Source organism: Salinibacter grassmerensis, assembly GCF_947077765.1.
Lineage (GTDB): Bacteria > Bacteroidota > Rhodothermia > Rhodothermales > Salinibacteraceae > Salinibacter > Salinibacter grassmerensis.
The window spans coordinates 72,838-85,680 of the sequence record NZ_CAMTTF010000005.1 but is presented as its reverse complement, the minus strand read 5'-3'; the positions used below and the strand labels follow the sequence as shown (position 1 = coordinate 85,680).

The following is a 12,843-nucleotide window of genomic DNA, read 5'->3' as shown; positions in this document are numbered from 1 at the left end:
ATTGTCTTCTCCGCTCATTCCGCCGGCCCACCGCCGTCACGCCTGGTCTGAGCATGTCTGCGTGAAGCGCGTGGCGGGCGCGGTCACTGCGGTTCTCCCACAGACCGCCTCCGCACCGCGCCTGGATTGGGGGGGGGATCGTTGAACAAAAACGAGCACTTGCGCAGGTCCGGGCGGGTGCATCTGGAGAAGAGGCAAAAGCAAAGCCTGGCCGGAGGGGACATCCCGTCCGGCCAGGCTGCTTTGCTCGGTCTTCTGGTGGGGCCCCGAGGCTACTCGAACTCAATCTCGGAGATGCCGTCTTCGAATTCGTACTCGGCCTCGAACTCCACCGGCTTCTCACCCGTGTCGTAGTCGGATTGCGAGAGGTCCACGAGGGTGCCGTCCGTGCGTGTGAACCACGGGCCCGGATCGAGCCGCACGACGAGTTCGCGCGAGAATCCTTCGCCGGTCACCTCGAGGGGTGTTTGCAACTCCCGCTCGACCTCAATTTCGGCTGCGAAGTACGCCGTAAAGGCGGTCGGCGAGCCGTCGGCGGGCATAAAGGTGCCGACGACGACCATGCTCGCGTCCTCGGGCCAGTTCGGGAATTCGTCTCCGTTGCGGATGTCCGACAGCAGGGCTTGGGCATTCCCCTCCTCGTCGTCGAGGTCGTCGACCTCAAACTCAAATTCGTTGTAGCTTCCTTCGGGCACGTCCCCGGCCGCCACGGGCGAGATTTCAGATCCCTGTAGCGGAAGATTCAGAAAGCTGGGGCGCTCGACCTCAACTTCGCGCTCGATTTCCACCTCCGTGCTGTCGTTTCCGTCATCGTCGCCGTCCTGGTCCTCCCCGTCCTGCTCCAGCTTCACCTTGTCGACGATCAGGCGGATGTCGTGGATATTCAGAGTGTCGCCGTTTGCTCCGGAAAGCACCAGGGAGTCGGACTCGGCCTTGGCGAACGCGTTGGTCGACGACGTGGAGATCGAAGAGGATGTCGAAAAGCCCACCTGTATCTCGCCATCCCCACTGGTGGATGGACCGGCGGAATCGCAGGCGGTGAAGGAGAGGGCTATCGCGAGGACGAGGGCCAGCGGACCCAGTCGGGACAGTAGGGGTGCGGATTGCGTCATGGTCTGCAGTACTGTTTGATGAGAGCAGTGCGGTAGGGCCTGAGCTCGTTCTGCACGACGAGATTTCTCCGTCCAGGGAGCTTGGGGCCGTAATCGAGTTGAGTGCGTCTGCCCTGTACAAAAGACAAAGCGTATTCCGGGCCGCTCCGCCTTGCATCGATTCACGGGATCAATACAGTTTCCCGGTTCTTCGGCGACGCAGGACGGAGGGGGCAAGCGAAAACACGCGGAACGATGACGGTGGAGCGGTGGGACTGTGGCGCGTCTGTTTCAGGGGTGTCTCAGGGAACGTCTGGTTGAGACGTCCGGGCGCGTTCCCGTGTCCCCCGAAAACTCCTGAGAGGGGCGATCTCGGAGGGGAAGTTTTCCCAAAACGGGGCCCCTCTTCGTCGCCGTGACGAACGGAGGCCCCGTCTTCACGTTAGGGGAAGGCGCTCAAGTGCTTTCCCCACCCGTCGCCTTTGTGTTCTCCTCTGCCCTCTACCACGAATTTCGCGCCACCCTTCGTCTAGCGGGACCCGTCGTGGCGGCCCAGCTGGCGCACATCTCCATGAGCTTCGTGGATACGGTGATGGTGGGGCGCCTGGGGCCGGAGGCATTGGCGGGTGTGGCACTCGGGCACACGGTCTTTTTCTTTTTCGCGATCATGGGCATGGGGATGGTCCGGGCCGTGGGGCCCCTGGTGTCGCAGGCGGTGGGCGCGGAGGCCCCGGTGGCTGCGGGGCGGAGCGTGCGGCAGGGACTCTGGCTGGCCGGGGGACTGGGCGCCGTCATTCTCCTAATCCTGAGCACCATTGAGCCGGTACTGCGGTGGACGGGGCAGGAGCCGACGGCGATCGATGGGGCCACGGCGTACCTCAACGCCATCCGGTGGGGCATTCTGCCGTTTCTTGGGTTTGCTGCGCTACGGAGCTTCGTGGAGGGCCTGTCGCGTCCCCTGCCCGTGACGATCATTGCGTTCATCGGCGTGGGGGTGAACATCGCGGCCAACGAAGTGCTCATGTTCGGGTACTGGGGGCTGCCGGCGCTGGGGGTGGCAGGGACGGGATGGGCGAGCACCATCGTCTTCTCGGTGCTCTTCGGCCTGCTGGCCCTGTTCGTGCATCGTACGGAGCCGTTCTCGTCCTACGAGGTGTTTACACGGCTCCGGGAGCCGGACGCGGCCTACCTCCGTGAGCTTGTATGGGTGGGGGCGCCGATGGGAGCGTCCCGGGGCGTGGAGTCGAGCCTGTTCATGGTCACGACGGTAATGATGGGCACGTTGGGGACGACGGCACTCGCGGCCCACCAGGTGGCCCTGCAGTGTGCGGCGTTCGCGTTCATGGTGCCGCTCGGCATCGGGATGGCGGGCACGGTGCGGGTGGGGCAGGCGGCCGGGGCACAGGACGAGGCGGGGGCGCGCCGCGCCGGCGGAATGGCGATGGGGCTCGCCACCCTCTTCATGGTGGGCACGGCCACGCTCTTCTGGACCCTGCCGCGACCCATCGTGGGGCTTTACCTGGACCTCTCTGATCCCGGCAACACCGAGGTGATTGCACTGGCGGTCCAACTGCTGGGGGTGGCGGCGGTCTTTCAGTTGTTCGATGGCCTGCAGGTGGCGGCCCACGGGGCCCTGCAGGGCCTCAAAGACACGCGAGTGCCTATGGGCATTGCGGTCGGGACGTACTGGGGGATCGGGCTCGTGACGGGCTACCTGTGGGGGGTGCGCGGTGGGGGCGGCCCCGAGGCCCTCTGGTGGGGACTGGTGACGGGACTCGCCGCGGCGTCCGTCCTCCTGCTTGCACGCTTCCACCGCCAGGTGGGGAAGGCCGTCAGAGAAGAGGCCGTGCCGACTGGTTCCAACGGAGCGGCGCCCCCGGCGTCGGCGGTAGAGGTGCCGGTAGAGGAGGAGACGCGGTCGGGCTAACGCCTCAGCGTGTCGCCGTTGTACGGGCGGGGACTTCCGGCCTGCGACGAACGGCCGACTGGCATTCAGCGTCATTTCTGCTCCTCACACACCCACGTTCCAATGATCGCTCGCGTATGGCGAGGGTGGACGGCCCCGGACGACGCGGACCGGTACGAGCGGCTGCTCCGAACCGAGATTCTGCCCGATATTGCGGCCCAGAGCGGCGAGGGCTTTCGCGGGGCGGAGGTGTATCGACGGCCGGACGGGGACGACGTGGCGTTTATGACGGTTCTGCGCTTCGCCTCGATGGACGCGGTTCGGCGTTTTGGGGAAAAAGATCCGCAGGACGCCCACGTGCCGCCCGCCGCTCGTGCCCTGCTTCGCCGGTTTGAGGATGAGGTAGCCCACTACGACGTGGTCGTCGACAGCCGCGAATAATCAGCCCTACATTCACCCGCCCAAATTGCAATGCACGTTGAAACCCTCGGCGACGGTCGTCCGGAATACACCATTCTGGCCTGTGTGCACGGCGACGAGACCTGTGGCTGGCACGCGTTCAATCGCCTCAAGGCAGGCGACGTGACGCTGCAAGCCCCGGTCAAGTTCGTGCTTGCCAACGAGCGGGCGTTCAAGCTTGGCTACCGGTTCTGCGATACAGATCTGAACCGGGCCATGCCGGGCGATGCGTCGAGCGAGCAGCATGAGGTGCGTCTCGCGGCGCGCCTCCGACGTGAACTGGAGGACACCACCGTGATCGACTTCCACTCCACCGAGTCACGAGGCTGCCCGTACGCGATCGTGACGGGTGAAGACAAGGCCTCCTGGCGGCTTGCCCGGTCGACTGGGCTCGATCGCCTCGTCGACATGAGCCACGTCGGCGGGGGGGTGACGGAGCCCGTGACGGGCGTGGCCATCGAGTGTGGATACTACGACGACGAGGGCGCGGCGTCCAGTGCGCATCGCATTCTCCTGCACTTCCTGGCCGCCGAAGGACTCATCGACCGCCCCTACGTCCGCTCCACCCCAACGGTGTACGAGGTGGTTGGGGACGCGTCGGGGCGGGGCTTTGAGTTCGTCGCCGAGAACTTTCGGCGTGTGGAGACCGGGGAGGTCTTTGCGACGAAGAACGGGACCGTGCGGCGGGCGGAGGAGGCCTTTTATCCGGTGCTCATGTCGACGTACGGGTACGAAGACCGCATTGGATTCATGGCCCGACGGGCTGATGCCATCGCAGAATGACGCTCTGCCACGGGGGGCTTGCCGCCGGGGGCTCTGCACTAGGCCCGTCCACGAGGTGGGGCAACCTCGCCCCGAGGATGCCGCGCCCGCGTGACGTTTGTGTCCGCAGAGGGCCTACGAGGTCTTCGCCGGGGCCTCGTCCGAGAGGCGCCGGAGGTAGATCGAGAAGGTCGCCAGCGAGGCAGCTAGAAACAGCGTGCTGATCAGTCCCATCGCAGTGCAGGGCCTTGTGGGCGAGGCTGAATGCGCAGGAACCAATCTTGTCATGCTCGATGACGCTCTCGTCCCAAATCCGGAGCGACCGGGGTAAATATCTAGATTATCCCGAGTCTTTTTGGTAATCCCATGGAGCAAGTCGATTCGTGTGATGCCGTCAGCCGGTGTCCGGAGAAATCAGTGGACTACCGGACGACCGTGAGTTTTCGGGTCCGGGTGGTGCCACCTGCCCGCATCCGCACGAAGTACATGCCCGGGGCGAGGCCTGCTGTCGAGAGTCGCTCCCTGTGGCGCCCTGCCTCAAACCGGCCGCGTACGGGCGCCTTCACTGAACGGCCCAGAAGGTCGTAGACCGTAATCTGCACCGCTGTGGCGTTGGAGAGACCGAACTGAAGTGTGGCGTGCTGTCGGGATGGGTTAGGGAAGGGGGGGCGAAGGGTGATCTGCTCGGGGGCGCTGAACTGGAGGTCCGTCTCGTTGGCGGTGTGGGCGGTGCCGGTCGTGTCTACGTGCTGGAGGCGATAGCTCAGCGAATCGATTGCGTACGGCGGGTCCTCGTCGGTGACCTGGTAGGATTGAGGCCCAGTCGTGGTGCTCTTGGAGAGGTTGCTCTCGACGAACGCGATTTGCTCCCACTGCGCCCCAGTGGGCCTGCGCTGGACGCGGAAGCCTGTGTTGTTGATCTCGGAGGTTGTTTTCCAGGACAGGCGGATGCCCGAGTCGGTGGGCTCGGCCGAAAAATCGGTGACCTCCGCGGAGCCTGCTTTGGGCGTGAGGCGGAGCGCAAATCGAGCGTTCCCGGGGGCGTCGATGGAGCCGGCGTCCTTGGCGAGCTCGAAGGTGTAGGGCGCCTCGCGCAGGTCTGTGACGGCACCGGTCTGGCGGTCGACCAGCTCCACGGTCCACGTGCGGGGGACGAGGGCGCGCTCCGACTCGGGCCACCGCACGGTGGCCGTGCCCGTCGTGCCGACCGACCGTGCCGAGAGCGGGTAGGAGAGGGTGTCGTTCTGCCCCGGTGGGGGCTCACTGGCAAGGGTCCGGCGGACCAGTGCGCCGTCTCGTTGGAGGGGGCTACTCAGCGTGGCGTACGTGTTCTCGGTCGGGGGCGGGAGCTGGGTGGCTTCGTACGCGTCCCAGCCCGGGTCGGCGTCCCCACGGAAAAGAAAGGTGGCGTCGTTCCGGGCAAGCGTGTCCGTCGCGCCTTCCACGACGAGGGATAGGTCCAGCCGGGCCCGTTCGCTCTGGGTGTCCGAGAGCAGCGCGGGCTTGCTCCCGATGAGGTCGCCCGAGTCGGACTGGCGTCCGTCCGCACCGAAGGTGAGACGGGTCTGGCCGCGGCCGCCCCGGGCACGCTCGACGAAAAAGCCCTGCCACGCTGGGATGGTGTCGTTGGGGCCTCCCTGCGTGATCAGGGTCCACTGCCCCTTGCCCGAAGGGTCCCAGACCTGTACCGTGTTTTGGAAGCCGCGCTCGGAGAGGGCGCCTCCGGCCAGGTTGTCGAGGTCGAAGGCGACGTCGTACGGATTCCCGAGCAGGTGAAGGGAGCGGCCGGCATCGAGCCCGTCGATCGTTACGTCCGTAGTTTGGTCTTCGTTGAGGTCGGGAATCTTGAGGGTCAGTCCGTCGGCGAGAATCGGGTCGACCTCGTCGTCGAAAAAGTACAGGATGAAGCCCTTCCCACGTGGCAGTGCCGCAGAGGAGTCCGTGGCCGGCGACCACCCCGTGCCGTCCCAGGTGTACAGCAGGGCCCCCGAGTTGACATCGAACGCGAGGTCATCTTCGAAGGCGCGTCGGGTCACGTTCGAGGGCGGGGCGAGCAGGCGCCAGCCCGTGTCGTTCCCCGTCCCGTCCGTTCCTCGAATTGTGGTCCGGTGGGTGGACGGGTCGACGGCGACCCGAAATGTTGCCGCGGTGTCACGTGCTCCGGCTTCGTCCCCTACGGCGAACGAAAACTGGTCATTGTCGGGGCTGGAGGCGGTGTGGTTGTACCGGACGGATCCCTCTCTCAGATCCGTCTGGGTGAAGGAGGCAGTGGGGCTACCGCCCACCAGGAGCTCCCCCTGCGTCGGGGCCTTGGTGACCACGTACGTGAGTGTCGAGGGCGTCTCGTCCGGATCGGAGGCGCTGAGCTCGCCGGTTGTCAGCGTCGCGGATCCGCCCGGCGACAGGGCAAGGCCGGAGTTTGTCTCAAGGACGGGCGGCTCGTTTACGTCGTTGACCCGGAGGGAGAACTCCCTGCTATCGTTGGGACTGGGGGTGATGTCCGGGTCATTTACCGCGACGGTGACGGAGTAGCTGCTCGTGGCCTCGGCGTCGGCCGATTCGGTGAGCACGAGCGCATTCGCGTCGGTGAGGGAAAATGAGCCTGCGTCGGACCCGCCGAGAGAGAGCTCGTTCCCGCCGAGGCCATCGTCGGCGACCGAAACGGTGGCGACCTCGGTCGGGGGACTGTTGTTTTCCGCGATCGAGGCGTCGGACGGATCGAGTGAGATGGTCGGAGCGTCGTTCTCGGAATTCACCGCGATCGAGAATGTCGCTTCCGGAGTGCGCTTTCCGCCCGCATCTTCGACGAAAAGCGAAAGGCTGTCGTCATCGGCGTTGGGGGCGGTGTGGTCGTACTCAACCCGTCCTGCGCCCAGGTCCGCCTGCGTGAAGGATGAGGCGGGACTGCCGTCGACCACGAGTTCCCCCTGCGTCGGCCCGTCGGTCACCCTGTAGGTGAGGGCCGAGGGCGGGTCGTCCGGGTCGGAGGCACTGAGCTCGCTGGTTGTGAGGAGCGTGGCCCCGCCTTCAAGGATCGTTATTCCGGTACTCGTGTCGAGGGTCGGGGCTTGGTTCGGGGCATACTTCAAGGTGACGATCGCGTCGGGCGCACTCGCGCCCACCACGAGGGAGTCGCGCCCGTTCATGGCCTTGTCGTACACGCCCCCGTCCGGGACATTCTGAATTGTGCCGGTGACGCCCTCGGGCAGGTCCCAGGCAATGGTGAGGTCGGTCCCACTCTCCGCCTGGAAGCGAATCTCGTGCTGCTTGGTCCCCTCGAACTGCGCGTCGCCCGGCCGAACGTCCTTCAGAAGTCCCTCTCCGAAGCCGGACGCGGAAACATTGTCGTCGACGAGGCGGACGTCAAAGACGCCGGACGGAGGCACAGGAGGCTGTTCCTGTTCCCCAAGTGCCGGGTCGATGCCGTTCGTGGCCTCCGGGGCGAGGCCGAGGGTCAAGGCGAAGGTCTCCCCCTCCCCGTTGCGTACCGTGAGGGGGATTTGGGGGGCTGCGTCCTGCGCGTGAGAGACGCCGAGGGGAAGGCCAAGCCCGCCAAGCAGGACGAGGACGAGGATCGCACGGATCGCTCGTCGGCCACAAGTCAGAAGATGAGTGCCCATCATAGCACGGGTGGAGCCCGACTGAGAGAAGCAGGAGACGCTCTCCAGGCCGTTTAAGTCCCTCGCTTCCCGGGGGCGCCGCCGGAGGACGGTGCACCCGGCTGAGACGACCGGAAGAGAGAACGACCTACACGATGCTCCTGACGAACCTCGGCCGTTCTACCCCAATGCGAAGACAAGAACCCTGCCAGTGAGGAGCCATCCCGCCATGACGGAGATGCCTCCAGGGCCACGAACTGCGAGAGAGTCCCCTCGACGGCGCTTTTGAGTGGCCTCTAAGAAACGACGAGAGACCCGAGATCTCCGATACACGGAGGGCGAGGGAGCGAGGCATACACTGAGATTCAGGCTCCTTCTCGCACGGTTACGTTCGAGGGATGGGTGACCTCCAGGGTGACGATTTCCCCGAAGTCGAGCGCGACGAGGCATTCGTCCTCGAGCGTTCCACTCTGGTCCACCGACTGGTACTTATACAGCTTCTTCTCGCTGATCGTAGATGGCTCGTGCTGGTAGGTCGTAAAGTCCTGGGCCATCTGTCGGGCCGTGGATTCCGGCACGCCTTCAAGGTTGCGATGGTGGAACGAAGACGCACTCGGGCGCGAGGTTCGAGTCGGACTCTCAAACGTGATGTTTACGGTCGAGGCAGATTTGTTCATGACGCCTGGGGGGTGCGGAGAAAAGACCACGGGCCGCAGCACCGATCAGGGATCCCACGTTGCTTCGTTCTGTGGGGAGTCCCTGTGTGGGGGCGAGTCTGTCGAGCCTCGTGGATGATTCGTGAGGATGTCTGCTTTTCAGTTCCGACCTACGGTGGGAGACATTTCCGTCTCGTTGCTGAACGAGAACCAGATGAGCATCGCCTGGTCCGTCGGGCCGAAGGGACAATCGGCTTCGCGGTATTCTTCCCATCCACGGCGGTAGGCATGTCGGCCGGCCCGGCGCAGGTTGGGTGGAAGGTCCTCGTCGGGCGACTCTTCGGGGTCAGAGTCGGTGACAGATCCGAACGGAAGGAAGGAGCCGTTGAGAAACATTCTGGTCAATCCACTGGGCAAAAGATGGCGTTTTGGAATGCTTCGGAAAGCCAGTTGGTGGAACGAGCCATCCGGGATGTATCTGTCAGACAGTTCTTCAGTTGCAGGTATCGACGGCTGACAGGGAAGGCTTAAATGCACGGATGGCTGTGGTCCTGGGGGGAGACCGATGACCTCCGGCCTCGACTCCTGCCTGATTGCGACCAGTGATCGGTGACAGCCTCCGGCTTCGCAACAAGAGGTCGGTGCCCCGAGAAAGATCCGTGGGTTGGTTGGTGAGAAGAGGTTGCTAGAACCGTTCCAGGTGGTGAGAAGGGGCGATGAAGGCTCAAGAGATACACCCCTTTTGGGACGAGAGAGGGCTGGAGAAGCACGATGTGTGCTATTCTGCGAGAAAAAGGCGGGGCTGCGGGGGGCACTCGTCGATGATGCCCCGATACCGCCCCGACGGGCATCTATCGCCGGACGCTGATCGTCCCCGTGCCCGATCCCCATTCAGGGCAATCCGTGGCGAGGTGAGGAAAATCTACCGTCTCGCTGGGAAACTATCTCCCGGCGAGAGTGCCGTGCTGGACAGTGAGAGGCACGGGCGCAGTCCGGCGTGACTGCCTGATGGACGGGTGGGGAGGGATGAACCATCTGGGGAAGTTTGGGTAAACATATTTAGCTCACTACCCACTCACGCGGCCTCCTCAGCCTCCCATGACGCTCTGCCAGCGGTCTAGTGGACGACGATGCCTGATCCTTGGCGCGTGGCTTCTCGTGGTTCTGTGGGGGGGCGGGACTGCCACGACGCTACAGGCTCAGTCGCAGGCCCCTGATGACCCAAGTCCACACAGCGAGGCAACGCTCGTTAGCGGGCAGGACGTGATCGTGCCGGGGGAGCCGTTGACGGTGGGCCTGCGGTTGGAGATGGAGGAGGGGTGGCACAGCTACTGGAAGAACCCGGGAGCGTCCGGGGAGCCGACATCCATCGACTGGGCGCTGCTGGAAGGCTACGAGACGAGCGGGTTCCAGTGGCCCTACCCGCACCGAATTGAGTTCGGGTCCCTCATCAGCTACGGGTACTCCGACGAGGTCCTGCTGCTGACCACCGTTACTCCGCCGGACACGCTGACGCCGGGCGCGACGGTCGCTCTCGGCGGACGCGCCGAGTGGCTGATCTGTGAGGAAATTTGCCTGCCCGCGCACTCGGATGTGGAGGTGACGCTGCCCGTGGCCGACGAGGCCCCCGAGAAATCCGGGCGGGCCTCCACCTTCGAAGCGGCGCGAGCGAAGCATCCGAAGCGCGTGAGTGACTGGTCGGTGGGGGCGGGGCGCAGTGGAGACCGCTACACCCTGATTCTGGGGGCGCCGGACGGGGCGCGGCCCGACTTGGAAGGGGCATACTTCTTTCCGTCGGAGAAGTCCGTCGTTGATCCGGGGGCGCCCCAGCCCGTGACACAGGACGGAGACACCTACACGATCTCACTGCAGCAGTCGGACTACGCCCAGGCGCCGGCCGACCGGCTGCGGGGCGTGCTGGTGGCGCCTGAGGGCACGAGCTGGGCCCCAAGCAGCGAGGTGCGCGCCATGCAGGTAGACGTGCCGGTTGACTCGACGCTTTCAGCGGCCGATGCGATGGGGGCCGGTGCCTCGTCTACTGGTGGGGGGCTCTCGCTTCCATGGGCCCTTGCGTTTGCCCTCGTCGGCGGGGTGCTGCTCAACCTGATGCCCTGCGTGTTTCCGGTCCTGTCGGTCAAGATTCTTGGATTCGCCGAAGAGGCAGGGGGCGAGGCGGGCGCCATGCGGCGCCATGGGCTGCTCTTTGGGGCGGGGGTGCTGGGATCGATGTGGGTTCTGGCCGGGGGACTTCTGGCCCTGCGGGCGATGGGCAGCCAGATTGGGTGGGGCTTTCAGCTCCAGTCGCCCATCTTTATTGCCCTCATGACGATGCTGTTCTTCGGCATCGGGTTGAACCTGCTCGGGGTTTTCGAGGTGGGCACGACCCTCATGAGTTGGGGCGGTCGGATGGAGACGGCGGCGTCCGGAGGGGGCAACCTGGGCGCCTTCCTGACCGGTGTGCTCGCCACGGTCGTTGCGACGCCCTGCACGGCACCGTTCATGGGGGCGGCCCTCGGCGTAGCACTCACGCTTTCGACGGTGGGGGCGCTACTGATCTTTACGGCTCTCGGCGTCGGCATGGCTACGCCGTACGTCGTTCTTTCCATGACCCCGGCCCTCCTCGATCGCCTGCCCGACCCGGGCGCCTGGATGGAGACGCTGAAACAGGCCTTCGCCTTTCCCATGTTTGCGACTGCCATCTGGCTCGTGTGGGTCTTCGGGCAGCAGACGAGCAACGGCGGGGTAGCCTTTTTGCTCGCCGGGCTCCTCTTGCTGGGCGTGGCGGCCTGGATCGTGCACCGCTGGTCGGTGCCGCAGCTCTCGCGGACGACCATGCTGGTCACGCGGGGGCTTGCGGGGGCCGCGCTGGTGGGCGGCATCGCCATCGCGGTCATCGGGGCCGGGGCGGCGCCCGCCGAGAAGGCCACGCCTCCCTCCGAGGACGTGTCAGGGACGGCCACGACGTGGCGCTCCTACTCCCCAGAAACCATCGAGTCGTTCCGGGCGGAGGGCCGTCCCGTCTTCGTGGACTTCACCGCTGCCTGGTGCCTGACCTGCCAGGTCAACAAGCGCCGCGTATTGACGGCCGAATCGATACAGAGCGCGTTCGATGAGAAAAACGTGGCGCTCGTGCGGGCCGACTGGACGAACCGCGACCCGCAAATCACCCGCGCCCTCGAATCGCACGGCCGGAGCGGCGTCCCGGTCTACGTGCTGTACGCGGGCGACGGCTCCGAGCCCGAACTGCTGCCGGAGGTGCTCACGGAAGGTGCGGTTCTCGATGCCCTGGACGGCCTCTCGTCGACGGTCGCCACACACGAGTCCCACTGATTGAAGTGTAGCACCACGGTCGCAACCTGCACCGTCGTTCCCACTTTGGTTCATTCCGTTTCCCTAACACAACCACCCGTGTACTCATGACTGCACGCCTACTCCGAGTTACCTGTACGACCCTCGTTCTCGGATTGCTAACGGCCGTTGCGCTTCCCACGATGAGTCTGGGGCAGACTGATCAGGCTGAAGTCGGAGAGCCTGCCCCCAACTTTACCCTAATGGCCGCAGACGGCGACGAACACAGCCTGGCTGACTTCGAAGGCCAGCACGTCGTGCTCGAATGGCTCAACTTCGGATGCCCGTTCGTCGGAAAGCACTACGGCAGCGGTAACATGCAGCGGCTCCAGGAAACCTACACCGATGAAGGCGTCGTGTGGCTCTCGATTGTCTCCTCGGCGCCCGGTAAGCAGGGCTACTACCCCCCCGAAGAGATGGTCGAGCAGAAGAAAAAGCACGATGGCAACATGACCGCCATTTTGATGGATCCGGACGGGGAGGTCGGAAAGACGTATGGCGCGACGGTCACGCCGCACATGTATGTCATTAGTCCGGAGGGAGAGTTGCTCTACCGTGGAGGCATCGACGACAAGCCGACTACGGACGAGGCCGACATCGAAGGGGCCACGAACTACGTCCAGATGGCCCTCGACGCCACGATGAACGGGGAAGACGTGAGCCCGAAGCGCGCGGAGCCGTACGGGTGTACCATCAAGTACGCCTCGAAGTAAGCGGGTATGCCGGGACTTCACTTCTGCCGACCGGTCGTCTCGGGCCGGTCGGCTTTTTTATGTATCTCGCCCCTTTTCGGGACTGAGGGGGCACCGACTATTCGGATGAACGAACTGTGTACCGATTGTGGATAACTTCCCTCTCTGCAGGCGAGAGGTCTACAGCTGAAACAATAACAGAGTTTATTCGCCAGGGATGAGGGCCTCGGCGGGAGACTTGGGCCATCTTTATATATCTGTTATTGTCGTCTCCCGGAGGGAGCTGTGGATACGTTGTGGATAACCGTGGTCGGGGCTGAGACGATGTCC

General features: G+C 64.8%; 9 protein-coding genes. 5 read left to right on the top strand and 4 right to left on the bottom strand.

Annotation, left to right across the window (positions count from 1 at the left end; all coding sequences use genetic code 11):
* Positions 1–272 precede the first annotated feature (272 nt).
* Positions 273–1,112, bottom strand: a complete 840-nt coding sequence (locus tag OJB03_RS11825) for a hypothetical protein (RefSeq protein ID WP_263787696.1) — start codon at positions 1,110–1,112, stop codon at positions 273–275.
* A gap of 463 nt (positions 1,113–1,575) precedes the next feature.
* Between OJB03_RS11825 and OJB03_RS11820 the strand changes: the two genes are divergently transcribed.
* From OJB03_RS11820 to OJB03_RS11810, 3 genes are all read left to right on the top strand, one after another.
* Entirely contained in the window at positions 1,576–3,018 is a 1,443-nt protein-coding gene (locus OJB03_RS11820; protein ID WP_263787694.1) for an MATE family efflux transporter, read from the top strand.
* Between the two features lie 102 nt (positions 3,019–3,120).
* Entirely contained in the window at positions 3,121–3,438 is a 318-nt protein-coding gene (locus OJB03_RS11815; protein ID WP_263787692.1) for an antibiotic biosynthesis monooxygenase family protein, read from the top strand.
* Between the two features lie 30 nt (positions 3,439–3,468).
* The gene (locus OJB03_RS11810) at positions 3,469–4,239 is read left to right on the top strand and encodes a M14 family metallopeptidase (RefSeq protein ID WP_263787690.1); all 771 of its coding nucleotides are present in this window, start codon (positions 3,469–3,471) and stop codon (positions 4,237–4,239) included.
* Positions 4,240–4,640: 401 nt separating this feature from the next.
* Here the strand turns inward: OJB03_RS11810 and OJB03_RS11805 are convergent, their stop codons facing one another.
* From OJB03_RS11805 to OJB03_RS11795, 3 genes are all read right to left on the bottom strand, one after another.
* The gene (locus tag OJB03_RS11805) at positions 4,641–7,841 is read right to left on the bottom strand and encodes a cadherin-like domain-containing protein (RefSeq protein ID WP_263787689.1); all 3,201 of its coding nucleotides are present in this window, start codon (positions 7,839–7,841) and stop codon (positions 4,641–4,643) included.
* Positions 7,842–8,182: 341 nt separating this feature from the next.
* Entirely contained in the window at positions 8,183–8,494 is a 312-nt protein-coding gene (locus OJB03_RS11800; RefSeq protein ID WP_263787687.1) for a hypothetical protein, read from the bottom strand.
* A 138-nt stretch (positions 8,495–8,632) separates the two neighbouring features.
* Positions 8,633–8,869, bottom strand: a complete 237-nt coding sequence (locus OJB03_RS11795; RefSeq protein WP_263787685.1) for a hypothetical protein — start codon at positions 8,867–8,869, stop codon at positions 8,633–8,635.
* Between the two features lie 702 nt (positions 8,870–9,571).
* On the opposite strand from OJB03_RS11795, the gene OJB03_RS11790 reads away from it, so the two are divergent.
* Together OJB03_RS11790 and OJB03_RS11785 are read left to right on the top strand one after the other, a co-directional pair.
* Positions 9,572–11,803 (top strand): protein-disulfide reductase DsbD family protein, encoded by a 2,232-nt coding sequence (locus OJB03_RS11790; RefSeq protein ID WP_263787683.1) that lies wholly within the window; start codon positions 9,572–9,574, stop codon positions 11,801–11,803.
* A gap of 86 nt (positions 11,804–11,889) precedes the next feature.
* Positions 11,890–12,534, top strand: coding sequence for a thioredoxin family protein (locus OJB03_RS11785; protein WP_263787681.1), 645 nt, complete (start codon positions 11,890–11,892; stop codon positions 12,532–12,534).
* Positions 12,535–12,843: the final 309 nt, after the last annotated feature.

Excerpts from the sequence above, each read along its gene's own strand:
- OJB03_RS11790 (WP_263787683.1), top strand. The coding sequence starts at position 9,572 with ATGACGCTCTGCCAGCGGTCTAGTGGACGACGATGCCTGATCCTTGGC.
- OJB03_RS11810 (WP_263787690.1), top strand. The coding sequence starts at position 3,469 with ATGCACGTTGAAACCCTCGGCGACGGTCGTCCGGAATACACCATTCTG.
- OJB03_RS11785 (WP_263787681.1), top strand. The coding sequence starts at position 11,890 with ATGACTGCACGCCTACTCCGAGTTACCTGTACGACCCTCGTTCTCGGA.
- OJB03_RS11805 (WP_263787689.1), bottom strand. The coding sequence starts at position 7,841 with ATGATGGGCACTCATCTTCTGACTTGTGGCCGACGAGCGATCCGTGCG.
- OJB03_RS11800 (WP_263787687.1), bottom strand. The coding sequence starts at position 8,494 with ATGAACAAATCTGCCTCGACCGTAAACATCACGTTTGAGAGTCCGACT.
- OJB03_RS11795 (WP_263787685.1), bottom strand. The coding sequence starts at position 8,869 with ATGTTTCTCAACGGCTCCTTCCTTCCGTTCGGATCTGTCACCGACTCT.
- OJB03_RS11815 (WP_263787692.1), top strand. The coding sequence starts at position 3,121 with ATGATCGCTCGCGTATGGCGAGGGTGGACGGCCCCGGACGACGCGGAC.
- OJB03_RS11825 (WP_263787696.1), bottom strand. The coding sequence starts at position 1,112 with ATGACGCAATCCGCACCCCTACTGTCCCGACTGGGTCCGCTGGCCCTC.